Annotated in this window: 24 protein-coding genes, 2 tRNA genes and 1 pseudogene; 13 read left to right on the top strand and 14 right to left on the bottom strand. The window is 54.1% G+C overall.

The window, feature by feature from the left end; translation table 11 throughout:
* Positions 1 to 2: 2 nt before the first annotated feature.
* The 3 genes from NYE69_RS27930 to NYE69_RS27940 all read right to left on the bottom strand — a co-directional run bounded on the left by NYE69_RS27930 (position 3) and on the right by NYE69_RS27940 (position 3,709).
* Positions 3 to 1,664 (bottom strand): ABC transporter substrate-binding protein, encoded by a 1,662-nt coding sequence (locus NYE69_RS27930; RefSeq protein WP_340929093.1) that lies wholly within the window; start codon positions 1,662 to 1,664, stop codon positions 3 to 5.
* A gap of 78 nt (positions 1,665 to 1,742) precedes the next feature.
* Positions 1,743 to 2,723, bottom strand: a complete 981-nt coding sequence (locus NYE69_RS27935; protein WP_340929094.1) for an ABC transporter ATP-binding protein — start codon at positions 2,721 to 2,723, stop codon at positions 1,743 to 1,745.
* A complete protein-coding gene (locus tag NYE69_RS27940; protein WP_340929097.1) occupies positions 2,720 to 3,709 on the bottom strand; it encodes an ABC transporter ATP-binding protein in 990 nt (329 codons plus the stop codon). The genes NYE69_RS27935 and NYE69_RS27940 overlap by 4 nt, the downstream gene beginning before the upstream one ends.
* A 530-nt stretch (positions 3,710 to 4,239) precedes the next feature.
* On the opposite strand from NYE69_RS27940, the gene NYE69_RS27945 reads away from it, so the two are divergent.
* The 9 genes from NYE69_RS27945 (at position 4,240) to NYE69_RS27985 (ending at position 10,143) form a co-directional block, all read left to right on the top strand.
* Positions 4,240 to 4,734 carry a glutathione peroxidase gene (locus NYE69_RS27945; protein WP_340929098.1) on the top strand — a complete coding sequence of 165 codons (495 nt, stop codon included), beginning with the start codon at positions 4,240 to 4,242 and terminating at the stop codon, positions 4,732 to 4,734.
* Positions 4,735 to 4,877: 143 nt separating this feature from the next.
* Positions 4,878 to 5,255, top strand: coding sequence for a PilZ domain-containing protein (locus NYE69_RS27950; RefSeq protein ID WP_155621557.1), 378 nt, complete (start codon positions 4,878 to 4,880; stop codon positions 5,253 to 5,255).
* A gap of 80 nt (positions 5,256 to 5,335) precedes the next feature.
* A tRNA-Gly gene (locus tag NYE69_RS27955) sits at positions 5,336 to 5,409 on the top strand.
* 190 nt (positions 5,410 to 5,599) lie between these two features.
* Complete coding sequence (locus NYE69_RS27960) at positions 5,600 to 5,683, top strand: putative holin-like toxin (protein ID WP_269059151.1); 84 nt, start codon at positions 5,600 to 5,602, stop codon at positions 5,681 to 5,683.
* 198 nt (positions 5,684 to 5,881) lie between these two features.
* Positions 5,882 to 6,595, top strand: coding sequence for a response regulator transcription factor (locus tag NYE69_RS27965; RefSeq protein ID WP_340929100.1), 714 nt, complete (start codon positions 5,882 to 5,884; stop codon positions 6,593 to 6,595).
* A complete protein-coding gene (locus tag NYE69_RS27970) occupies positions 6,592 to 7,689 on the top strand; it encodes a sensor histidine kinase (protein ID WP_340929102.1) in 1,098 nt (365 codons plus the stop codon). The genes NYE69_RS27965 and NYE69_RS27970 overlap by 4 nt, the downstream gene beginning before the upstream one ends.
* A gap of 93 nt (positions 7,690 to 7,782) precedes the next feature.
* Positions 7,783 to 8,691: an ABC transporter ATP-binding protein gene (locus NYE69_RS27975; protein ID WP_340929103.1), complete on the top strand. Its 909-nt coding sequence runs from the start codon at positions 7,783 to 7,785 to the stop codon at positions 8,689 to 8,691.
* Positions 8,688 to 9,395, top strand: a complete 708-nt coding sequence (locus tag NYE69_RS27980) for an ABC transporter permease (RefSeq protein ID WP_340929104.1) — start codon at positions 8,688 to 8,690, stop codon at positions 9,393 to 9,395. The genes NYE69_RS27975 and NYE69_RS27980 overlap by 4 nt, the downstream gene beginning before the upstream one ends.
* Before the next feature lie 13 nt (positions 9,396 to 9,408).
* The gene (locus tag NYE69_RS27985; protein WP_340929106.1) at positions 9,409 to 10,143 is read left to right on the top strand and encodes an ABC transporter permease; all 735 of its coding nucleotides are present in this window, start codon (positions 9,409 to 9,411) and stop codon (positions 10,141 to 10,143) included.
* A 58-nt stretch (positions 10,144 to 10,201) separates the two neighbouring features.
* On the opposite strand, the gene NYE69_RS27990 is transcribed toward NYE69_RS27985, so the two are convergent.
* The 3 genes from NYE69_RS27990 to NYE69_RS28000 form a co-directional block, all read right to left on the bottom strand.
* Positions 10,202 to 10,275 (bottom strand) — tRNA-Arg (locus tag NYE69_RS27990).
* Positions 10,276 to 10,358: 83 nt separating this feature from the next.
* A complete protein-coding gene (locus tag NYE69_RS27995; protein ID WP_036620419.1) occupies positions 10,359 to 10,709 on the bottom strand; it encodes a hypothetical protein in 351 nt (116 codons plus the stop codon).
* 27 nt (positions 10,710 to 10,736) lie between these two features.
* Positions 10,737 to 11,066, bottom strand: a complete 330-nt coding sequence (locus tag NYE69_RS28000) for a hypothetical protein (RefSeq protein WP_306308158.1) — start codon at positions 11,064 to 11,066, stop codon at positions 10,737 to 10,739.
* Between the two features lie 142 nt (positions 11,067 to 11,208).
* On the opposite strand from NYE69_RS28000, the gene asnB reads away from it, so the two are divergent.
* Entirely contained in the window at positions 11,209 to 13,053 is a 1,845-nt protein-coding gene (gene asnB, locus NYE69_RS28005) for an asparagine synthase (glutamine-hydrolyzing) (RefSeq protein ID WP_036620416.1), read from the top strand.
* A gap of 166 nt (positions 13,054 to 13,219) precedes the next feature.
* Here the strand turns inward: asnB and NYE69_RS28010 are convergent, their stop codons facing one another.
* Positions 13,220 to 14,185, bottom strand: a complete 966-nt coding sequence (locus NYE69_RS28010) for a LacI family DNA-binding transcriptional regulator (protein ID WP_036620413.1) — start codon at positions 14,183 to 14,185, stop codon at positions 13,220 to 13,222.
* A 250-nt stretch (positions 14,186 to 14,435) separates the two neighbouring features.
* Between NYE69_RS28010 and NYE69_RS28015 the strand changes: the two genes are divergently transcribed.
* Positions 14,436 to 14,597 carry a hypothetical protein gene (locus NYE69_RS28015; RefSeq protein ID WP_340929110.1) on the top strand — a complete coding sequence of 54 codons (162 nt, stop codon included), beginning with the start codon at positions 14,436 to 14,438 and terminating at the stop codon, positions 14,595 to 14,597.
* A gap of 156 nt (positions 14,598 to 14,753) precedes the next feature.
* On the opposite strand, the gene NYE69_RS28020 is transcribed toward NYE69_RS28015, so the two are convergent.
* The 3 genes from NYE69_RS28020 to NYE69_RS28030 all read right to left on the bottom strand — a co-directional run bounded on the left by NYE69_RS28020 (position 14,754) and on the right by NYE69_RS28030 (position 17,389).
* The gene (locus NYE69_RS28020; protein ID WP_340929112.1) at positions 14,754 to 15,374 is read right to left on the bottom strand and encodes an XTP/dITP diphosphatase; all 621 of its coding nucleotides are present in this window, start codon (positions 15,372 to 15,374) and stop codon (positions 14,754 to 14,756) included.
* A gap of 3 nt (positions 15,375 to 15,377) precedes the next feature.
* Positions 15,378 to 16,136 (bottom strand): ribonuclease PH, encoded by a 759-nt coding sequence (gene rph / locus NYE69_RS28025; protein WP_328272368.1) that lies wholly within the window; start codon positions 16,134 to 16,136, stop codon positions 15,378 to 15,380.
* A gap of 179 nt (positions 16,137 to 16,315) precedes the next feature.
* Positions 16,316 to 17,389, bottom strand: coding sequence for a GerMN domain-containing protein (locus NYE69_RS28030; RefSeq protein WP_328272369.1), 1,074 nt, complete (start codon positions 17,387 to 17,389; stop codon positions 16,316 to 16,318).
* Positions 17,390 to 17,537: 148 nt separating this feature from the next.
* Between NYE69_RS28030 and NYE69_RS28035 the strand changes: the two genes are divergently transcribed.
* Positions 17,538 to 18,098: a phosphatidylglycerophosphatase A family protein gene (locus NYE69_RS28035; protein WP_172531736.1), complete on the top strand. Its 561-nt coding sequence runs from the start codon at positions 17,538 to 17,540 to the stop codon at positions 18,096 to 18,098.
* 561 nt (positions 18,099 to 18,659) lie between these two features.
* On the opposite strand, the gene NYE69_RS28040 is transcribed toward NYE69_RS28035, so the two are convergent.
* From NYE69_RS28040 to NYE69_RS28050, 3 genes are all read right to left on the bottom strand, one after another.
* On the bottom strand, positions 18,660 to 19,661 hold the full coding sequence (locus tag NYE69_RS28040; RefSeq protein WP_340929117.1) for an MBL fold metallo-hydrolase: 1,002 nt from the start codon (positions 19,659 to 19,661) through the stop codon (positions 18,660 to 18,662).
* Positions 19,658 to 20,413: a class I SAM-dependent methyltransferase gene (locus NYE69_RS28045; protein ID WP_340929119.1), complete on the bottom strand. Its 756-nt coding sequence runs from the start codon at positions 20,411 to 20,413 to the stop codon at positions 19,658 to 19,660. Before NYE69_RS28045 ends, NYE69_RS28040 begins: the two co-directional genes overlap by 4 nt.
* A gap of 124 nt (positions 20,414 to 20,537) precedes the next feature.
* Positions 20,538 to 21,782 (bottom strand): peptidyl-prolyl cis-trans isomerase, encoded by a 1,245-nt coding sequence (locus tag NYE69_RS28050; RefSeq protein ID WP_340929121.1) that lies wholly within the window; start codon positions 21,780 to 21,782, stop codon positions 20,538 to 20,540.
* A gap of 229 nt (positions 21,783 to 22,011) precedes the next feature.
* On the opposite strand from NYE69_RS28050, the gene NYE69_RS28055 reads away from it, so the two are divergent.
* The gene (locus NYE69_RS28055) at positions 22,012 to 23,367 is read left to right on the top strand and encodes a dipeptidase (RefSeq protein ID WP_340929123.1); all 1,356 of its coding nucleotides are present in this window, start codon (positions 22,012 to 22,014) and stop codon (positions 23,365 to 23,367) included.
* Positions 23,368 to 23,549: 182 nt separating this feature from the next.
* Here the strand turns inward: NYE69_RS28055 and NYE69_RS28060 are convergent.
* Positions 23,550 to 23,639: pseudogene (locus tag NYE69_RS28060) on the bottom strand (helix-turn-helix domain-containing protein); the annotation flags it as partial.
* Between the last annotated feature and the right edge of the window lie 2 nt (positions 23,640 to 23,641).

Consider the following 23,641-nt stretch of genomic DNA (forward strand, 5'->3'; position numbering starts at 1 on the left):
CGTTATTCGAAATAAATGTTGCTGTAGTACTCTGTCCCTGTCGGAGACGGAACGTATCCTTTTACATTGGCTTTGGCTGCAAGCAGCGGCGTCGTATGCACGAGCGGAATCCACGGTGCATCGGCTTTGATGATTTCCTGGGCTTTTTTGTACAGCTCTTCGCGTTTCGATTGCTCGGTTTCAACTTGCGCCTGCTTCAAAATCTCGTGCAGCTCATCGTTGGCGTAATAGCTGTAGTTGTTGGACGGAATGGCGTCTTTGTCCAGCAGCGTGTACAGGAAGTTGTCCGGGTCGCCGTTGTCGCCTTGCCATCCGAGCATGTAGATGTCGTCTTTTTCACCGGCTTGCGCATCGTCAATATAGGTCGCCCATTCCGGAGATTCGATGTTCACTTTAACGCCGATTTTTTCGAAATCCGCTTGAATAACTTCGGCTACTTTCTTGCCGTCAGGCATGTAAGGACGGGATACCGGCATCGCGTAGAACGTATACTCGCCCGGCAGGCCGTTCGGGTAGCCGGCTTCCGCCAGCAGTTGCTTCGCTTTTTCCAAATCGTATTCGTAATCCTGAATGCTGTCGTTGTAGCCCCACAGGGACGGCGGCATCGGGTTTTTGGCCGGCTGGGCCTGGCCCGCGAAGAAAGCGTCGATGATTCCTTGTTTATTTACGGCATAGCTAAGCGCTTGTCTTACTTTTACGTTGTTAAACGGTTCTTTCTTCAGGTTGAAGCCGACGTAACCCACGTTGTTGGACGGACGTTCGATTTTTTGCAGATCCGGGTTGCTTTCCAGCGTGGCCAGATCGTCCGGGGTCAAGTCTTCCATCAGGTCGATTTCACCGCTTTGCAGTGCATTAAAGCGCGCGGAGTTGTCCGGGATCGAACGAACGATAACTTTGTTCAGCTTCGGAAGCCCTTCCTTCCAGTAGTTCGGGTTCTTTTCCAAGGTGATCGAATCGTTGCGTTTCCACTCTTTGAACACAAACGGCCCCGTGCCGACCGGTTCGTTTTTGAAGTTTTCCTTCTTCTCTTGAATCGCCGTTGGGCTGGCAATCCCAAACGAGGTCATGGCCAGATTTTGCAGGAAAGGCGCCTGCGGCTGATTCAGCGTGAATTCCACCGTATTGTCGTCGATAGCTTTGACTTCTTTAATGACGCGTTTGCCGTCCGGACCAAACATCGAGTCGTAATAATCGAAAGAGTCCCCTTCAAACTTGTATTCGCTTTTCGGATCGGACCAGCGCGTGAAGTTAAAGACGACAGCTTCGGCGTTGAAGTCGGTTCCATCATGGAACTTGACGCCTTGGCGCAGCTTGAACGTGTATTTGAGGCCGTCTTCGGAAACCGTCCATTCCTCGGCGAGGGACGGCTGCACTTCCGTTGTTCCTTCCTTGTACTCCAGCAAGGAATCAAACACCTGGTGCGTAATTTTAAGCGATTCGCCGTCGGTGACGATCGAAGGATCCAGGGATGCGGAATCGCCGCCGCGTCCGACGATCAATGTATCCTGCGCGGATCCTGCCGGAGCTTCCGCTCCCGTGTTCGCCCCCGTATTTGTGCCTGCGGCTTTGTTGCCTCCGCCGCCGCTGCCGCCGCAGCCCGTCAAGGCAACGGCCATGCTCAGCATCAATAGCAAAATGACACTGCTCCATCTCTTTGCTTTCATAAGTGTGGCTCCCTTCTTGACATTGAATATATGGGTTTGTTTATATGAAGCCGGACGTTTGTGCCGGCTATAAACCATTTATGCCTTTTGAGTAAACAGGTGGCAGGCCGTCAGATGGCCGGCTTCCGTTTCCGCGAGGTCGGGCCGTTTCGAACGGCAAACGTCCATCGCCATCGGACAGCGCGTATGAAAGGCGCAGCCGACCGGGGCATTCGCCGGACTTGGCACTTCTCCCTGCAAAATAATCCGCTCGGGCTTTTTGTCCGGATCCGGTTCCGGCACCGCGGACAACAGCGCCTGGGTATATGGATGCTGCGGCGCGGAATACAGCTTGTTTTTCTCGGCGATCTCCACAATCCGTCCGAGATACATCACCGCGACCCGATCGCAAATATGCTTCACCACGCTGAGATCATGCGCGATAAAAATGTAGGTCAGGCCGAATTCCTCCTGCAAATCCTGCAGCAGGTTGATCACCTGCGACTGAATCGAAACATCCAGCGCCGAGACCGGTTCGTCCGCCACGATCAGCTTCGGCTGGAGCGAAAGCGCCCGGGCGATGCCGATCCGCTGCCGCTGTCCGCCGGAAAATTGATGCGGATACCGCTGCAGATGGCCTTGCGTCAAACCGACGACATCGATCAGCCGGTCGATGATGTTCCGGCGTTCTTTCGCGTCGCCGACGCCATGCACAATGAGCGGCTCCTCCAAAATGCGCTGTACGGTGTGGCGGGGATCCAGCGACGAAAACGGATCCTGGAACACGATTTGCATATCTTTGCGTTTTTTGCGCAGTTCCTCCGGGGAAAGCGCGGTGATATCCTCGCCGTTAAAAATGACGCGCCCGTCCGTCGGTTCGATCAGCCGCAGCAGCGAGCGGCCGGTGGTTGATTTGCCGCAGCCGCTTTCGCCGACAAGCCCAAACGTTTCGCCTTTTTGCACCGTAAACGAAATATCGTCGACCGCTTTGACGAACTGCTGTTTGGACTTACCGAACATCCCCCCGCCGATCGGGTAATATTTTTTCAGATGCTCCACTTGCAGTAATGGTTCGCTCATACGACATCCTCCTGTGGCGTTTCATGCAGCCAGCACCGGCAGCTGTGGGCCGTTTCGTATTCCCGCAGCTCGGGAAGCTGCGTGAGGCATGCCGGCATTGCATGCGGGCAGCGATCGGCGAAGCGGCAGCCCTGCATTTGCGTGCTAAGCACAGGAACGTTGCCGGGAATCGAAAACAGCCGTTTCCGCTGCTCATCCATGCGCGGCACCGATTTGATGAGCCCTTGCGTGTACGGATGCAGCGGGTTTTTGAAAATATCGTGCACGCTGCCTTCCTCGACGACCTTCCCCGCGTACATGACGGCCACGCGATGGCACATCTCGGCCACGACGCCGAGGTCGTGGGTAATCATCATCACAGCCGTTCCGTTTTCCTCGTTCAGGCGCCGGATCAGGTCCAGAATCTGCGCTTGAATCGTCACGTCCAGCGCTGTCGTCGGTTCATCGGCGATCAGCAGCTCCGGGCTGCAGGAAATCGCCATGGCGATCATCACCCGCTGGCGCATGCCTCCTGACAACTGATGGGGATACTCGTCGATAATCGCTTCCGGCCTTGGAATGCCGACCTTTTTCAACATATCGATCGTATGCGCCCGGGCTTCCTTTTTGCTGAGCCCCTTGTGCAGGCGGACCGTTTCCCCGATTTGCTGCCCGATCGTATACAGCGGATTCAGGGACGTCATTGGCTCTTGAAAGATCATCGAGATCGCGTTGCCGCGAATCGAACGCATTTCGCGCTCCTTCAGCGGAACGATATCCCGGCCTTTGAAAAAAATCGACCCTCCGACGATTTTGCCCGGAGGTTGCGGAATCAGTTTGAGCACGGACAACGAGGTCACGCTTTTTCCGCAGCCCGATTCGCCGACGACCCCCAGCACTTCGCCGGGATTCACATACAAATTCACGCCGTCCACAGCGGGGATTTCGCCGCGGTCGGTGAAAAAATGAGTATGCAAATCCTCAATTTGCAAAATGGGTTGAATCATGTAATAGCCTCTTTTCATGAAAAATTAAAGCTTGCAGCTACTTGAAAAATTTTGCGGAGCTTCATGAATATTTTTCATAATGTCCACATATAAAGGACTAGTGTTTATGTACCCTAACTTGCTGCAATTCGTTAAAGTAGCAGGATGCCCCTTCCCGATAGCTGCTTGTTTGACAACAAAAACCACCGCCGATAAGTCCTTCATTGGTGGACATATGTTTACGGATGCTTCTTCGCTGCATTCAAGTAAAGCGAAATTGTGACAAACAATCGAACTATGGTCAATTGAAGGTTTAAAAAATCCGCTAAACGAACAAAAAACGGCTTGTTTAGTAACTTTACAGTATTTTTACATGATAGACAATAGAAAATTTATAAGATGTCAAGTCTGTGGAAGGTTTTTTCTATCGAAGCTATAATCGTTGGTGACGTAAATGACGTAAATTGAGTTGTCCGCTCCATTTAGGTAGAATAAAGAAGAATGCTGTTTTGGCGTATGTTTCGCCATATTCTACGGAGGAAGGTGAAAAGATGAACATCTATGATTTTGAAGTTCGGACGATTGACGGCAAAGCCATGACCCTTAAAGCTTTCGAAGGGAAAGTGCTGCTGATCGTAAACACGGCCAGCGCCTGCGGTTTGACTCCGCATTACGAGGGCCTGCAGCGTCTTTATGACACGTATAAAGAACAGGGGTTTGTTGTGCTCGGTTTTCCTTGCAATCAATTTGCCGAACAGGAACCGGGGACGGAGGAAGAAATCAAAGCTTTCTGTGAGACCCGATACCAGGTCACCTTTCCGCTTTTCAGCAAAATCGACGTTAAGGGCGAGCAAGCCCACCCGTTGTACCGATACTTGGTCGAAAATACACCGGAGCCTTACAAAACCGGAGATATCGAATGGAATTTCGTTAAATTTTTGATCGACCAAAAAGGCCGAATCGTCAAGCAATACAGCGCACGCACCGAACCGAGCGCGATCGAGCCGGATATCCGCGGGCTGCTGGGCGCCGCTGAGACCGAGTAACTTCGACGTCGAATCCACTTCTTGACCTGCCTCGTGATAAGAAGATGACTTTTTGAACAACCTCTAAAATTTATAAGAAGACAATCCGCCCGGATTTCGATATAATTTGAGATATATCGACAGAGCTGGGGGCCATCATTTAGATGTCTACAAAAAGAACCGATCCTTTTCGCTACACTTTGACGCCGCCTTTGGCCTGTAAGATGGAGATTACGCATATCGACGATATGCCTCTTCAAAGCAAGCCGGCAACGGTCGATCTCATCGACATCAACAAATCGGGATGCCGAATCGGGACCGGCCTCAATTTGCACGCTTCCAACCACCAGATCCGGGCGGCCGTTCACGTTCAACTGAACGAGAACCTATGCGTGTACAACGGCGAAATTCGCTGGCAGGAGGAGATCGAGCCGGCCATGTTCCATTATGGACTGTCTCTGGAGCTAAGTCCTGACGAGAAGGAGCAGTTAAACATCGAACTGCGCTCGCTGGCTGCTTCCGGACGGATTGTCGTTCTCTAAACGCGCCTGGCGGATGCTGTGGGAGGATATACTTGATCTTCCCACGGCAAAGGTGTATAATACTTATTGCTCGGCAAAATGCGGGTGTAGTTCAATGGTAGAATGCCAGCTTCCCAAGCTTGAGGCGAGGGTTCGATTCCCTTCACCCGCTCCATAATTGACTAAAGATAAGCACACTAACTGATGGTTACTCAACTATTAGAAGGTGTGCTTTTTTGGTATGCTAGTAAACCGTTAGCGCCGCCATGCTACTTCTATGGCAAAATATGCTATAATCCATACTAAGAGTGATAGGAAAGGCTTGCAAGGGCGGTCGGCGCATCTTCCGGAGGGGAGGTGAGGCCATGGAGGTTTATCAAGCTTTGTCTCTAATGTTCATGTTCGGCATGTTCATTGTAGCTTTGCTGACTTACCTCAAAAAGAAATAGACCGCCCTAGGGGAAGGTTGCGGTCTAATTTCTAAATCATCCCTATTTAAGTCTGCCGCCCTTAAAAGCGGCTATTACTCGAAGGAGTCGTATCGCAAGTACGGCTCCTTTTAATGTCTTCATTTTAGCATTTCATGTAGTGTCTTTCAATGACACATGATATTTTTTACATAGTTTATGTAAATAAGGAGAGCAACGATGGAGCAACGCATTCTTCTGGTGGACGATGAAACCGGCATTCTCGATATGCTGGAAACGATCTTGAGCAAAGAAGGGTTCCGGTCTATTGAACGGGCGGAAACAGGACAAAGGGCGCTGCAGTTAGTTGAAGCGTTAGAGCCGCAGCTGATTGTCCTTGATGTGATGCTGCCCGATATGAGCGGACTGGAGCTTTGTATGGAACTGCGCAAGAAAACGGAGGCGCCCGTGCTTTTTTTGACGGCGAAAACCTCGGACTACGATAAACTCGTGGGATTTGCCATGGGCGGCGATGACTATATCACCAAACCTTTTAACGCCCTGGAGGTTGTTGCGCGGATTAAGGCCCAGCTAAAACGCTGGCGGATGTGTTCGGGCCAGGGACGGCCAAAAACATTGGAATTTGCGGATTTTTGCATCAACACCGAGTCGTGCGAAGTGATCCGAAACGGACAACCTTTGGAAATGACGGCATTGGAATATTCGCTGCTGCTCTTTTTTGCCGAGCATCCGAACCGGATTTTTACCGCGGCCCAATTATATGAAAACGTATGGGGACAGCTGAACATGGGCGATGACAAAACCGTCGTGATGCATATTTCCAAGATCCGCAAAAAAATCGAGCCCGACGCCCAGGTGCCGAAATATATCAAGAACATTCGCGGACTAGGTTATAAATTCATCCCGCATAAACAGGGAGAGACCGGACAATGAAAACCTCGCTGAAAATGAGCATAAAAATCCTTGCCTTGATGGTAATCCCATTGATGGTTTATTTCCTTAGCTTAGGTTTGCTTACCAATCTTTTTAGTTTTGTCAAGCAAGCGGTCCCCGTACTCCGGGCTATGGACTGGGGAATTTTTCGCCACACCGCAACGCTTCTTTCCGGGGCGGCTGTGGCTTACTTGTTTTTTCTGTTAATCATAAAGCCTATTCTGCACATTATTCATTGGATTCAGGCGCTGTCGCAAGGAACTTTTCAGGAGCCTGCCGCAACCGGCTTTTTATTTAGCGGAACCCCGATTTTTCTGAAAAGCAAACAGTTTTTATACAAAGACCTCCTCATCCAGATGCAGATTTTGACGGACAAATTAAAACAAAGCGAAACGGACCGGAGGACGCTGGAAAAAAACCGCCGCGACTGGCTGGCCGGGATCACGCACGATCTGAAGACACCGCTGTCCTATATTCAGGGGTATGCTTCGATGATTGCCGCCGAGCGGTACAACTGGTCCGAACGCGAAGTGAAAACGTTTGGCGCCAAGATCGAACAAAAATCCATGCATATTCAAAAGCTGATCGACGATTTAAACGCATCCTTCCAATCCGAAAACGGGAAAATCACCTTGCAAAAAACGCGCACGGAAATGGTTGAATTTCTGCGGCGCATAACGTTGGATACGGCCAATTCTCCGCGCTCCGCAGAGTATGCTTTTGCTTATGAAACCGAGTTGGACACATGTTTTCTGGAAGCGGACAACGCGCTGCTGCAAAGGGCAATGCAAAACATCCTTGTCAATGCCGTCATTCATAATCCTCCGGGCACGGAAATTCGCATATCGGTGAGCAAGAAGCCCCATGTTTTTTGTATCCAGATTGCCGACAATGGGGCGGGAATGGACGAGGTAACCCGGAACAATCTGTTTGAAAGCTATTATCGGGGAACGCCAACGCACCAGCCGGCGGAGGGGTCGGGGCTCGGGATGGCGATCGCCCGCCAATTGATCGAGCTGCATGGCGGTTCGATCCGCGCGGAAAGCGCGCCGGAGCGCGGAACCTCCATTCTGATCGAATTGCCGCTGCCTTAATACGATTTTACTTAGATTTTACTTTCGTTTACTTGAGAAAAAGACTCATGCGCGATACTCCTGCTATAACAAGAAAAACAGGAGGAGAAGCTTGTGTCCGGATATATCATTGAAACAGGCGGCCTGACGCGGCGTTTCGGCGAACGCGTTTCCGTCGATCAGCTTAATTTGCGTGTTCCGGAAGGGAAAATCTACGGATTTTTAGGGGCGAACGGCGCCGGGAAAACAACGACCATTCGCATGCTGCTCAGCTTGATCCGGCCGGACGAAGGCACGATTCAAATCATGGGGCGCTCGCTTTCGCATCACCGCGAAGCCATTTTGCGAAATATCGGTTCATTGGTTGAAGCGCCTTCCTATTACGGGCATTTATCGGCCTATCAAAATCTTAAATTGATTGCGAAGCTGTTGGACTTGCCGGAAAGCAACATTCGCGAAGCCATGGATACCGTTCGGCTCACTCCCTATGCCAAGCAGACGGTCAAAGGATATTCGCTTGGGATGAAGCAGCGATTAGGCATCGCGCAAGCCTTGATCCGCAAGCCGCGGATATTAATACTGGACGAGCCGATCAACGGCCTTGATCCGGCCGGGATTCAAGAAATCCGCCATTTGCTGCTGTCGTTATCCCGCGAACAGGGGATAACCATTTTTTTGTCCAGCCGTATTTTGAGCGAGATCCAAGCCGTATCCGACTACGTGGGGATTATCCAGAACGGGAAATTGATTTTTCAAGACCGGATTCAGGAGCTTGAAAAGAGAAATAAGGTACGGCTGGCGATTATTGCGGACCGGCCCGATGAAGCGTACCGGGTGCTTGCCGGCGGCGGGGCGGAAATCGAGCGCTACGGGAGCCAGCTGCTGATTACGGTTACCGAGCGGATGAGCCAAGCTGACATCTTCAAGCTGCTTCAACCGTTCACCTTACACCAGGTCAAGGAAGTCACCGCATCCCTGGAGGAAATCTTTTTGCAGCTGACGGGGAGAGGGGAAAGCTTATGATGCAAAGGGCGCTTTCCGCCGAGTATCTGAAGATGAAAAAAATCTGCCTATGGATTCCGGTCATCAGCGCGGTTATTTTGCTGTTGTTCAGCTGCATGGAGTGGTACCTGTATTTTCGTCAGGGAGAAGCCGGCGTTTATACGGGGTTTAATGTGCTGTATATGTTTTTGTCCTTTACGATGCTGCTGACCATCTCCTTGTTGTGCAGCACCATGTCCGAACCGGAGCATCAAGCGCAAGGATTAAAGCTGCTGTTTTCCCTGCCCGTCAACCGAACGGCTTTCTATTTTGCCAAGGCGATCTGGATCGGGGCCTTGATGCTGGGATGCTGCGCGCTCATTATTGGCGGAACGGCAGGGATATGGCTCGCTTACACCGATTTGACACTTCCCTTCCCGTTTTTGGTTAAGCAGGTCCTGGGCTGCTTTGGCGCGTCCCTGCCGGTCCTGGGGATACAATTATTTCTGTCGCTCCGCTTCTCCAATCAGACATTCCCGCTGGCGGTCGGCGTGCTTGGCGCCATCTCCAGTCTGTTTATCGCCAGATTTGGCGGAACAGTCTTATATGTCCTGCCGTGGGCCTGCCCTTCCATGGCCAGCCCTTTTATCGGCGGGTATACCCATTGGATCATGCTGGGAGCCGGGTTGGGATTGGTTTTGCTTTGGGGCGGAGCCGCAGGCTTTCGCGCCATGGAGATCAAATAGGAGGAAGATGGATATGCTGAGTTTATTTTTTGCGGAAGCCGGAAAAGTCAGATGGCTGTTGATTTTATTGTTGATTCTCATGGACATAACGGCAAGCTTTGCGCTGGCCGCGGAACATGTCGCGTCTTTGACCGATTACTTTGCGCCCGATTGGACCACCCTTTATTTTCAAGCGGTTTCCTTCCACGGGATGTTTATTCTGCCGCTGTTCGCCGGCATATTTGCGGCATTCCTCTGCTTCTATGAACATAAAAACGGAGCGTGGAAGCAGCTGCTCACCCTGCCGTTTCCGCGCTGGAAAATCTATTTGTCCAAGTTTTTGATGCTGGTCGTTCTATTGGCGATCGCACAGCTTGCCTTTTTGGCCGGGTACCTGGCAACCGGAAGCCTCATTCATGTAGAGGGCGTTATTCCCTGGAAAACCGTACTGACCGGCGTGACCGGCGGATGGCTGGCAGCTTTTCCCCTGGCCATGCTGCAGATTTACCTGTCGACACGTTTCAAATCTTTCGGAATCGCCCTGTTGTTCAGCATCTCGGCGGTCATCCCGAATATTGTCATTACGGGTTTGGAAGGATTTATCGGGGCATGGTTCCCCTTCGCCCCGCCGTATTATGCCATGTTTCCGCAAGGACTGCCTCTCTCCCCAAGGCTGGAACCCGGTTCGTTTGTCCTGATTCTCGCCTTCACCTTCCTCGTCTATCTTGCGGCCGGTCTGCGGCATTTTGTGCGCAGGGATTGGATGTGAGCAACTATAAGCTAAAAAGAGGCCCGTATCTACGGGCCTCGAGAAATATCGAAGAAAACGTCCCAGGAACGATTCGAACGCTCGACCGACGGCTTAGAAGGCCGTTGCTCTATCCAGCTGAGCTACTGGGACACAAATATGAATAAAAAAGGATGCGTTAATTATTATAGCGCATCCTTTTTATTTTTTCAAAGCCGTTTTTACAAAAAAATCCGTCATTTGGGAGGAAGCTCATTAATCTTTGCCGCGATCGCCTCGTGGGCAAGCAAATTTTCCAGGAATAGCCGGCGCTGCTTAGCTGGCTCAGGCCAGCCGGTATCCCCGAAGTTTTCTTCGGCCACTTCCGCATAAGCCTGATGCATGTTGTTGTCGTACCAATCGATTTCCGGCTGGGCGTCGCTTCGGATCATGCGGATGATTTCCCAGCCGGCGCCTTGATCGGAACGGGCAATATAGACGAACAGATCGGGATCGCCTACCGCCCCCGGCCGCACCTGGATGACGGCGCAAGGACGCCCCAAATGCTCGTCCATCCGTCTGAATTCCGCGTCTTTGATGTAATACATGCTCGGTATCGTTCCTTTCCCGGAGCTTTAAATGGGCCAGAGCTTGCCCGGGTACCCCGCCCGCTCCAGCTGCTCCCTGGTCTCCGCCGTGCCCAGCCGGTAAATTTCCCGAAACAGGCCGCTCACAACGCTTTGATAGCTTTGGTTGACATCGCCTTCCGGCGTATCCGGCCAAGGAAAGGTGAAGGCCAAAAAAGTGCTTTCTTCCTTCTCGTCAAGCTGACCGAGCAGGTGCTTTAACGTATCGGCTTCCTCCGAGGTTGCCTCGACCGCCCATTCATAGGCCGCCGCGCCGGGATCGTCGAGCACCGAACGACCCTGCACGGAAACGTAGTACCGTTTCTTTTCCAACGCCATATCTCCCCTTTCTCCTGCTTGACGGTCATAGTTTTCCATGATGGACAGACATTTTATGCCTTTGTTCGGCATAATTTGTTAATACTTTTCGCCCGGTCGGCAAGCGGGGAACGTAAAGCAATGCAGAAAGGAGATTGCAAAAATGTGCGGAATAACCGGCTTTATCGAATGGAACCGGGATTTGACCAAAGAATCGGACCTTGTACAGACCATGACATCCTGTCTGGAAAAACGGGGCCCCGATGCGCAGGGAACCTGGATTTCGGGCCCTTGCGCTTTTGGCCATCGGCGCCTTAGCGTCATGGATCCCGAGAACGGAGCCCAGCCGATGATCATCCATGAAGAAGACGCGGTGTTCACCATCGTATACAACGGGGAGATTTATAACGCGCCGGAATTAAAGGCCGAGCTGCAGCGGCGGGGCCGCAAGTTCCAAACGACCTGCGATACGGAGGTGCTGCTGCAATCGTATATCGAATGGGGGCCGGATTGCGTATACCGGCTTAACGGCATTTTCGCCTTTGCCGTCTGGGACAGCGTTAGACAGCATGTTTTTTTCGCCCGCGACCGCCTTGGCGTCAAGCCGCTGTTCTACAGCGAGGTGGACGGAACGTTGATTTTCGGCTCCGAACCTAAAGCCATTTTGCAGCACCCCAAAGTCAGACCGGTCGTGGGAGCGGAAGGGCTTGCCGAAATTTTCGTCATCGGGCCGGCCCGAACCCCCGGCCATGGCGTCTACAAGGATCTCAAGGAGCTGCGCCCCGGCCACGTCATGATTTACAACCGGTCCGGACTGCGGAAATACGCCTACTGGAAGCTGGAGGCGGAGCCTCATACCGATGACGTGGAAACGACGGCCGCCGCCATCCGCCGGCTGCTGCAGGATACGCTGGAGCGGCAGCTGATTTCCGACGTGCCGGTCTGCACGCTGCTGTCGGGAGGCCTGGATTCCAGCGCGCTGACCGCGCTTGCCGTCGATTACTACAAGCGGACCGGCCAAGGCCGGGTGCACACCTACTCGATCGACTATGTGGATAACGACAAACATTTTAAAGCCCACAGCTACCAGCCGGGCGCGGATGGCCCGTGGATCAAGCGGATGGTCGAGGAACTGGGCACGGAGCATCACGCGATTACGTTCGACACTCCCGAGCTTGTCGCCGCCCTGCCCGACTCGACCGTCGCCCGCGACATGCCGGGCATGACCGATATCGACGCGTCGCTGCTGCTGTTTTGCCGGGAAATCAAAAAGGGGGCCACGGTGGCCATTTCCGGCGAAGCGGCGGATGAAGTATTTGGCGGCTACCCCTGGTTCCACCGCGAGGAGCTGCTGAACTCCGGGACGTTCCCCTGGTCGGTGGCGACCGGGCTGCGCGCGGATCTGCTGGCCCCGGAAATCCGCGAGTGGATCAAACCGGAGCAGTATATCGCGGACCGCTACAGCGAAGCCGTGGCCGAAGCCCCGAAGCTGGAAGGCGAATCCGGGGAGCGGGCCCGCATGCGCATCATGTCCTATTTGAACATCACCCGCTTCATGCCGACGCTGCTCGACCGCAAGGACCGCATGAGCATGGCCGCCGGCCTGGAGGTTCGCGTCCCTTACTGCGACCACCGGCTCGTGCAGTACGTATGGAATATCCCCTGGGAGATCAAGACGACCGGAGGCCGGGAAAAAGGCATCCTGCGCAAAGCGCTCGAGGGCATTTTGCCGGAAGACGTACTGTACCGCAAAAAAAGCCCATATCCCAAAACCCATAATCCGAACTATTTAACCGCCGTCCGCAGCGAAATGCTGTCCATTTTGGATGATCCGTCATCGCCGATTCTGCCGCTGATCGATAGCGGCAAAATCCGCTCCATCGCCGCTTCCGAGGAATCTTCCTCGAACCTGCCGTGGTTCGGCCAACTCATGTCCGGACCGCAGCTGTTCGCTTATTTGTCCCAGGTTAACCACTGGTTAAAAACTTATGGCATCGAGTTCCGCTAACGGAACTGACTGGATATCCGGATGAATAAGTGTACCTTTTACAACTACTGACCAGTAACCTCAAAAAAGAACGGGTCACGGGGGCAATTCCCCGTGAATCCCGTTCTTTTTCCCTTAAAATCCGTTCTTCCCGGTTTTGCGGGCTCGGACGTCAAATCAAGCCAAGTCAAATTTTTCCCACGGATTCGCCTTTGATCAAAGTAACGTAAATCCGTTCGTGTTCAACCTGCTCACCCGCCAAAATTTTGATTAACTGCTCGGCGGCGAGCGCCCCCCATTTGCGTTTCGAGTAATTGATCGTGGCCAGGCGCGGCTGCATATAGTTCGTCAGCTCGATATTGTCGAAGCCGATCAGATGAATATGCTCGCCGATCCGGTAGCCGGTTCCCTCCAAACGGTTCCAGAAGCCGATCGCCATTTCGTCGTTCAGGCAAAAAACGGCCGCCGGTCCGGAGTATTCCCGGATCACCTGCTCGGCGGCCCGCTCCCCGCCGCTTTTTTTGAAATCGCCGGCGATTTCGATCCATTCCGCTTCCCGGGCGCGGTCCGCCACCATTTTAACCGCCTTCATCCGCTGAGTCGAGTCGAACGAACCCTCCGGACCGGACACCACATATATCTTCCGGTGCCCTTGCTCCAGCAAATATTCGGCAGCCAACGCGGCGCCCGCTTTGTTGTCCAGCAGCACCTGATTGATGTTGGGATGGTCCAGCTCCCGGTCGAGCACGACGATTTTATGGTTGCGGTCCGCATACTTGAGCAGCTCTTCATTCTTAAACGTCTGGTCCAAAATAACGGCCCCGTCGATCATCCGCTCGGGAAGCATCCGGTGCGCCCTTTTGCCGCTGCATACGATCAGATCGTAACCCCGGCCGTTGCATACCTCTTTCATTCCGTCCAGCAGGTCGCCGTACACGTCCCCCTTGAAATCCGTTAAAAACACGCCCAAAATTCCGGACTCCCGCTTCTTTAACGTTCTCGCCGCCGCATTCGGCACATAATTCAGTTCCTTGGCAACCGCCAAAATTTTCGAGCGGGTCTCATCCGTCACCTTGCTGCTGCCGTTTAGGGCGTATGACACGGTTGATATGGAAACCCCGGCTTTTTTCGCGATATCCTTAATGCTTACCAATGCTCCTCGCTCCTTACGTTGTCACACCCTGCCTTGCGCCATTAGACTCGTAGATTAGTGCCAAAAAGTTCCGTTATCCTAACCTTAAATACTTTACATAAAAATCTCAACTATATTGTTATTTCTTCAGCCCTAAAAACAATTGCTCCAAACCTGCGAAAACGATTTAGATCCGATGTTGACAAGCTTGCGAACCCTGTATTAACCTCAGAGCGGAGATTGGGCGGAGGGGTACGGCTGCCAGTTCTGGATGAGTTCCCGCGGAGCTTACCGCGCCGACGGGATGTGGGGACAATTCTGCGTGATTGTTCCGGAAAAGCAAGCCATCATTGCGATCAACAGCAACGAAGTCGACATGCAGGGAATTTTGGATGCGGTATGGTCGGATCTTTTGCCGCGGCTTTCCCGTTGAACTGCCGGAGGACCTTCAGTTCAGCCGCCACAAGCGCATCCGTAACGTTAAAGTCCCCGGCCAACAACCCTAGCCGTATTGTCCCCCTCATGTTCATATGAAAAAGAAGCACAGCATCGGTTTTCCCGATTACTGTGCTTCTAAAACAGCTGCCGCTCACGGGACCAGCTTGGCCGCCAGGTTGCGCAGCGCCGAGCCGCGGTGGCTGACGGCCTGCTTCTCCTCCAGGCTGAGCTCCGCGAACGTCTTCTCGTAGGCGGGCAGGTAAAACAGCGGATCGTACCCGAACCCGCCGCCTCCGGCCGGCTCGGACGTGATCCAGCCTTCCGCTTCGCCGGAGGCCTCCACGAACCGCCCCGTGGCCGGGTCGTACAGCGCCAGATGGCAGATGAACCGCGCCGGGCTGAGCAGCGGCTGCTCGGTATCTTCCCCGAGCCGCTCCTTCTCCAGCTCCGCCAGCAGCTTTTCGTTGTTGTCCTCGTCGGAAGCGCGCTCGCCGGCATAACGGGCCGAATAAACGCCCGGCGCCCCGCCCAGCCGGTCAACGCATAACCCCGAGTCGTCCGCCAGCACCGGACGTCCCAGGTGATCGCCCACCGTTTTGGCCTTCTTGCGGGCATTCTCGGCAAACGTCTCGCCATCCTCGACGATTTCCGGAATATCCGGGTAATCGGCCAGGCTCCGCACCTGCTTGTTCAAGGCCTCCAAAGCATGGGCGAATTCCCGGACTTTGCCCGGATTCCGTGTGGCCACGACGATAACCGGTCCTTCAATCATCGTTTACACCGCCGATCCAGGCTGGCCGCTTTGAATGTGCAGGGCGACGGGGCCAAGCGCTTCGCGCTGCTGCTCGATCATCTCCCGGATTCCTTTTTCGGCCAGCGCCAGCATCCGGTCCAGGTCCTCCCGGGAGAACGGGTTTTCTTCCCCGGTTCCCTGCACCTCGACAAATTGGCCGCGGCCCGTCATCACGACGTTCATGTCGACCATCGCCTTGGAATCCTCGTCATAATTCAGGTCAAGAAGCGTCTCCTGCCCGACGATGCCTACGCTGACGGAAGCGAGATAGTCGGTGATCGGAAAGACCGGCAGCGCATGCTTTTGGACGATCTTGTGCATCGCCAGCGCCATCGCTACGAAAGCCCCGGTAATCGACGTCGTCCGCGTGCCTCCGTCCGCCTGAATCACGTCGCAGTCAATCGTGACGGAGCGCTCGCCCAGCGCCTGCAAATCGACGACCGAACGGAGCGAGCGCCCGATCAGGCGCTGGATCTCCATCGTCCGTCCGCTCAGCTTTCCCCTTGCCGATTCACGCTGATTCCGGGTCTGGGTCGCCCGGGGGAGCATCGAATATTCGGCCGTCACCCAGCCTTTGCCCTGCCCCTTCATAAACATCGGCACTTTCTCTTCCACGGTCGCCGTACACATCACTTTCGTGTCGCCGACCTCAATATATACGGAGCCCTCCGCATATTTGTTGACGTTTACGGTCAACTTCATCGGGCGGCGCTCGTTCGCTTCGCGTCCGTTACTTCTCATTCTGATGGCCTCCTACATTTTCTTGCTGTCCATATGCTTTTCCTATTCTACCAAAGTGTGGTCATAAAAGCATCATTTCATTCCTCCGGACGCGGTCCGCGCATGCCTTTCGCCATATAAAAAAACCCTGCGCCGCAGGGTTTTTCGTTCATGTTTTCATCCTCAAATCAGGCTGGAGTCTACAGCGGAATGGCGTTAATCGTTTCGGGCCGCATGACGGGTTCGCTGTATTTTTGGTTGTCCATGCCAACGACTTCCTTTTGCCCGTTGACCCAAATGCGCACTTTGCTGTCCTCGGCGTTTTGCGCCACGGTCAGCACGAGCGACTGCATCATCTGCGCCGGAAGCTTCTCGCCGGCTTCAAACATATCGTCCTGCAGCGATACCGTCACGACTCCATCCTGGGATTTTTCCACGCTTTCCAGTTTGGTATTGTCCGTCACGACTCTTTCCAGGCCATCGCCCCGCTGCGGACCTTGGAGCAGTTCGCCAAGCGCCGCCTTCACCGGGTCGTTCCCGGCGGGAACAAACCGCGTGACCGGCACAAAATACTGCACCCCGTCCGGCGTCGCCGCGGAGAAATACACGACCACCGGGCTCGATTGCGACAAGCTAGAGCCGTCGTTCAGCTGCAAATTGATGCCGATGCTGCGGCTGAGCGGGCGATCCAGCGGCGTGCCGCCGACCGGCATTTCGTTCAGCTTTTCCCCGTCCACCCAGAGCTGGACCTTCTCGACGCCGGGAGTTTCGGTTAACGTCCAAGTCAAAGCTTCGAGGATTTTCCGTTCATCCTCCTTCGCATAATCGGCAAACGCCCCGTTGAATTCGACGACAGCCAGCTTTTCGTCTTGCTTGACGGTCACGGCTTTGACCTCGGTCCCCGCCGGAAGCACCCCGGCAAAACCGGCCGGAATCAGGCTGTCGTACGGCCCTTCCTGTACGATCGTTTCCAGCATCCGGTTCAGTCTCAAGGATGCGTCGCCTTCCGGCAAATGCAGAGCCACCGGGGCGATCAGGCCGTGCTCGTTCTCCAAATAAACCGTCGAAAGCTCCTTCTCCGTCATCAAGCTTGTCTGCTCCGAGCTTGCCTTCTCGGCGCCGATCGACTCCAGCATTTGTGCCTCCACGTCCGCGGGCGGCGGATCGATTTGTGCGGATGAGCTGGCTCCGAACAGACTGCATCCCGACAGCAGCAGCGGGAACGCTAATACGCTGACGGCGGCCGTGTTCCGAAAACGGCGGTTCCTATTCATCGTCTTATTGGCTCCTCCCTAACATTTTTCTTAGGTTTGTATTACTATATATACGAGCCCTTCTTTGAAAAATAACTATATTTTTCCGGGAAGTGGACAAACTGCTTCATATCTGTGCCAAGAAGAACCAGATAGCGAGGGATATTATATGGGGATGGAACAACCAAAACAAAAAGCGCCTTATAGCCTGAACAGCAAAAAAGTCGCCGACGCCACCAAGGCATGGCTGCACAAACGGGGCGTTACGACCGAACAAATCGCGGAACTCGTGATGTTCCTGCAGCAGAAATATTACCCGAACCTGACGATGGAAGAATGCGTACACAACGTGGAGCAGGTGCTGACCAAAAGGGAAGTGCAAAACGCGGTATTAACCGGCATTCAGCTTGATGTCCTGGCGGAACAGGGGCTGCTTATCCCCGAACTTCAGGAGATGATCGCGAACGACGAAAGTTTGTACGGCGTCGATGAAATTTTGGCTTTTTCGATCGTTAACGTATACGGCAGCATCGGATTCACCAATTACGGTTATGTGGACAAGCTGAAGCCGGGCATTTTGGAAAAGCTGAACGATAAAACCCTCGGGCCGATAAACACATTTCTGGACGACATCGTCGGCGCCATCGCCGCTTCAGCCAGCAGCCGGATCGCCCACCGCAAGCAGGCGGAACGGGAGCACGGCGAGGACACGCTTGATGACGAGCGTTGATGCGGAGAATTCGCGAGCCTTATGTAGTTGAAAAAAGCCGCCGCAATCCATTGCCGGAGTTGACGCTGAATCGGAGGCAAACAGTGTCTTCCCGGCTTTTTGGGCTGCTTCGTTGATCAATCAAGCAACTGTTGTAAGGCAACCAGCCAATCGAGTGCGCCAACTTCGTAAATACAACAAGCCGCTGAAAGAGCGTGCGTTGGACTTTACCGGGGGTTCGTGTCTTGGTATCCCTGCCTGCTGCCTGCCTTTGCACGATTATCCCTCACGTTCAGGGAGCAGGGGGTGGGGGCTAAAGCAAGGTTTCCAAAAAAAGAGAGAAGAAAAAAACAAAAAAGATGAGGAAAAAATGAGGCGGTTCAGGGGAGATTTTCGGCTTGATAAGAGAACGTACGTTTGGTATAATGAAGTAAACTGAACTTATGTTCGCACCCTGTTTCTCTGCTACCTGATTAAAAGGGATAATTGTGCAAAGTCTCCGGACAGCAAGTGTTGATCTGCGAAAGTTGAGTTATAAATTAAATTAAATTAAAAAGCGGCCATAGGCCGCTTTTTGTAGCTTTATCGCATCGTAAGATGAAATTCCACCGCGGCTTCCCCGCTTGTCAACCGCTCCCCGGCACGCCCGCGGCGTACCAGTTCGACCAGATGGGCCAGCGTTTCGGCCATGGCAAAGCGCATTTGGTGGATGCCAAGGTCGGTGCCGAACAGCGCGGCACAAACCTCGAACCCGGTCTGCGGCCGCGGCCGCAGCAGCCCTTCGATCCGCGCCAGCCGCTCCTCGTGATGCTCCAGCAGCATGCGGACGCGTTCAGGGAAATGCTCGAACGGATGGCGATGCCCCGGAAAAGCGATCCTCACCTCATAGCTCGCAAACCGTTCGAGCGAGGTGAGGAACGATTGCAGCGGCTGCGGGTCGCTACCGGGCAAAAAGCTGATATTGGGGGAAATTTGCGGCAGTACGGCGTCGCCGCAAAACATCAGCTTACGCTCAGGGTCATAGAAGGATAAATGCCCCGGGGCATGTCCCGCGCTTTCGAGCGGCAGCCAGCATCGCCCGCCCATCACCGCCGCCTCCCCTTCCCGGATAAAGTCAACCTCGGGCGCCGGGGTCACCTGCGAAAAAAAGCTCCGCAGATGCGGCGGCAACTGGCCGCTCCAAACAGGCGGCATGCCGTGGCGCCGGAATAGGCGGGGCAATTCCTCGTTCATGACGCTGTCCTTCCCCCACATCAGCTGTGTCTCTTCGTAAGCGCGCCGGGACATGCGGACGGCCGCCCCTGTTATGGACTGCAAATATCCCGCCAGTCCGTAATGGTCGGGATGGTGATGGGTCACCACGATTTGCGCCACATCGCCCGGAGCGATGTCAAGCTGGCGCAGGGCGAGCGACCATTCCCGCTCGGTCTCGGCGGTCCTCGGCCCCGGATCGATGATTGTGATCCCCTCCGGACCACGCAGCATATAGCTGTTAACCCAGCGCAGCGGAGGAGCCATCGGCAAGGGTACCCGGATGACGCCTTCTTTGTCCCAGGTTTGAATTTCCGCAAGCATCGTCTTCATGCGCGGCTACCCGCCAAAATCATCCGAGGCGACGTTTCAGGGTCATAGCCATCTTCGCCATAATCCCCATGGATTTGCTCCAAAACCAGTCCGGCCTCTTCCAGCATAACGGCAAATTCCTCTTTCGAGTACAGTTTGATCCGTTCCATGTATTCCCTTGCCCAGGCTCCGTCCGCTCCCGCTCCCGGGCCATTCTCCTTTGTAATCGTGATGTGCTTTTTGACATAACCGTCTTCGATGACGCGGCGTTCGGTGATGAGCTGACCCTCGTCCATTCGTTCGGACCGGGGCACGAGATGCGCCGCCGTATAAGCCGGGTTCAAATAATCGATGACAAAGCGGCCCCCGGGCTTCAACATTCGCGCCACCTCCCGCAGTACCTGGATATGTTCATGATCGTCGTGAAAATAACCGAAGGAAGTAAATAAGTTCACGACGGCGTCAAAACCTCCCGCGAGCGGCAGGTTCCGCATATCGGCCCGCACCCAGCGCACGATCCGCTTGGCATCGTTCCGCTTCGCCTCCCGCAGCAGCACCTCCGACAAATCGACCCCGGTGACCTCATAACCCGCCTCCGCGAAAGCGAGGGAATGCCGCCCCATGCCGCAGCATAAATCAAGCACTTTAGCGCCGGGCGGCAGGTTCAGCCAAAAGATCAGCTTTTCCGCCTCGCGCCGGGCTCCCCACTGATCCCGATGCTTGTAGACGAGCAGATAATCTTCCCCGAAGCTCCGTTCATACCAATCCGACATGTCTTTTGCCTCCCATACAGCACCAGCCGATACTGCATTGCTCTATCCTTATTATACTCGAAAAAAACCGCCGAAACGTTATTGCTTCGGCGGCTCCATCCAACAAACTTGCGACATTTTCATATTATTGCGCTGCAGCGGCGCCGTTCGCGTCCGTGAGCGTATTCGTAATCTTCGATTTGCTGTGAAGGTTTTGCAGCCAGGCGTCCGACATTTGCGAAACCTGCTGGCTTACCAGCATTTTGCGGATTTTTTCCTTCTCCTCTGCCAGAGTAGCCGTGTGCGCTTCCTTGCGGTCGGTTACCTTGATAACCTGATAACCCCCGCTTGTTTTCACCGGATCGCTGATTTCGCCCTTGGCCAGCTTAAAAGCCGCATCCTCGATGGCCGTTTCTTGCTGCCCGCGGGCAAAGAAGTCGATATCCCCGCCTTTATCCTTCGTCGCGGTATCCAGCGATTTGCTCTTCGCCAGTTCCGCGAAGTCCGCGCCTCCATTCAACTGTTTGATGATGTTCTTCGCTTCGTCTTCCGTTTTCACAAGAATGATCGATGCGCGAACCTGCTCCGGGGTATTGAAGGATTCTTTATATGTCTCAAACGTCTGCTTGATTTGGTCGTCGGTGACTTTCACTTGCGGCTCGAGCAGTTTGGTCAGCTTCAGCTGATTGGCAATCTCGCTCCGCAAATTGTCCATCGTCATCCCGTATTGAACGAGCGCCTGTTTCAGCGCTTCCTCGGAACCGAACTGAGCGATATAGGTATCTTTGATTTCCGCATCGATATCGGCGTCGGTGATCGTAATATTCTGTTTTTTAGCTTCCTGGTTGATCAGTTCCTGGTCGATCATGCCGGAAAGCACCTGCTCGCCGCCTTGCGCCGCCATTTTGTTATACAATTGGTCTTTCGTAATTTCTACGCCGTTGACCGTAGCGACCGCTTCGGCTTTTTTCGCCGCGAACGGCGGCTTGATCAGCACGACGACGAGCAAAACGGCCAGCACCAGCGAAACGATCGGCCAAAGCTTGCCCCCATTTGATGTCTGCACCGGCGTTCCCTGCTCCGAAAAATCCTCGGCCTCCATCACCGGAACGTCTTCGCCATCGCGCCCGCCGGCATCCTCGGCGGTATGCTGCGCGTCGAGAGCCGGGTCATATTCCGCTTTCGTCAGCTCTACGGCGCCGCCCGTTGTTTTACCCTCGCCTTCTTGCTTACGCTGCCCAGCCGGTTCATCCGTGCCGCGGGCTTGTCCTTCAGCCTTATCGGCTGTATCCGCTGTTTTCGCAGTTTCTTCCGTTTCCGCCGCTTCGTCCTCCGGCCTTGGCGCCGCCTCGTCGGCCGCTTCCAGCTCCTTCTTCTCTTTGTCTTCCATATGTTCTTTACTCCCTTCTTCAAATAGCAGACTTTTTAACCATATTCTTGACTTTAACAGAAATCGTCGGGGTATACCTTAAATAAGGATAAAAAAACAGAGGGCGATTTTTAAGTTATTTTTAAGCTATCCGCCAAAAACCCCCAAAATCCTGTTTCCGTCATTCGTGTTCTTGGCAAAAAAGGTGTAGAATATACTGGTAAATCCAGTTCGGGAGGAACAAAAAACGATGGACTACCAATCTTACTTTAGCAAGCATCGAGAACAACATTTGAACGAGCTGGGGGAATTGCTGAAAATCCCCAGTGTTTCGGCGCTGTCCGAACATAAAGGCGATGTGCTGAAAGCGGCCGAATGGATCGCCGACGCGCTTCGCCGGGCCGGCATGGAAGGCGTGGAAATCCACCCGACCGCCGGGCATCCGGTAGTTTACGCCGAGCATTTGCACGCTCCGGGCAAGCCGACCATCCTGGTCTACGGGCATTACGACGTCCAGCCGGTAGACCCGCTGAATCTGTGGGAGACGCCTCCGTTCGAGCCTTCGATCCGGAACGGCAAGCTGTACGCCCGGGGCGCCACCGATGACAAAGGGCAGGTATTCATGCACATCAAAGCGGTGGAAGCGCTCCTCAAGCAGGAGCAGCAACTGCCGGTCAATATCAAGTTTTGCATCGAAGGCGAAGAGGAGATCACCAGCCCCAACTTGCCTTCCTTCCTGGAAGCGAATCAGGAGAAGCTGGCGGCCGATTGCATTCTGATTTCCGATACCGCGCTCTTGGCCCCGGGCAAACCGGCGATCTGCATCGGCCTGCGCGGATTGTGCGCACTGGAGATTTCCCTTCATACGGCCAACACCGATTTGCATTCCGGCACATTTGGCGGCGGCGTGCCGAACGCCTTGCATGCGATGGTCTCTCTGCTCGCCTCTCTCCATGACGAGAAAGGCCGCATTACGGTAGAAGGGTTTTATGAAGGGGTGCCCGAGCTGACCCCGGAATTGCGGGAAGAATTCGCCAAGCAGCAGTTTGACGAAGAGAAGTTGAAACATGACCTCGGCTTGGAGACGCTGTACGGAGAAGAAGGCTATTCCTTCGTGGAACGGACAGGCGCCCGTCCGACGCTGGAGCTGAACGGGGTGTGGGGCGGATTCCAAGGAGAGGGCACCAAAACGGTGCTGCCGAAGGAAGCCCACGCCAAAATCACCTGCCGGCTCGTAGGAGATCAGGACCCGCAGGCCACGATCGACCGGATCGAACGCCACCTGCGCGCGCATTTGCAGCCTGGCGCGACCTTGAGCGTCAAGGCTACCGAAAAAGCCCGCGCCTTCTCGATCGATCCGTCGGACCCGATGCTGCAAAAAGCGGCAGACGCCTACGCCGCCGTATACGGGACCCGCGCCTTGTTCACCAAAGACGGCGGCTCGATTCCGATCGTCGAAACGCTGTCGCGCGTGTTGTCCGCCCCGGCCGTCATGATGGGCTTTGGGCTGCCGGATGAAAACCTGCACGCCCCGAACGAACATTTCAACCTGGAGAACTTCGACAAGGGGCTGCTGACGATCGTCCATTACCTCAAGTCGCTGTAAGCCGAATATCCAACAAAAGCTGTCCGGACCCGGACGGCTTTTTTGTTTGCGACAATATGTCGGTTCAAAGGGAGGGCTAGCGGCCACCCCCGACAAAACAAAAAAACCTCCTCTCCCTCCCGCTTCAAAGACGGAATGAAAAAGAAGGTTTACGGTTTTCTGTTCAGCCATATAGAATACCGTTAGATTTTTAACTCCCCAAGCTTGATCAGCTCGACAACCGCCTGCGCGCGACCTTTGACATTCAACTTTTGCATGACATTCGTGATGTGTC

This window comes from Paenibacillus sp. FSL R5-0527 (assembly GCF_038008055.1).
Taxonomy (GTDB): Bacteria; Bacillota; Bacilli; order Paenibacillales; family Paenibacillaceae; genus Fontibacillus; species Fontibacillus macerans.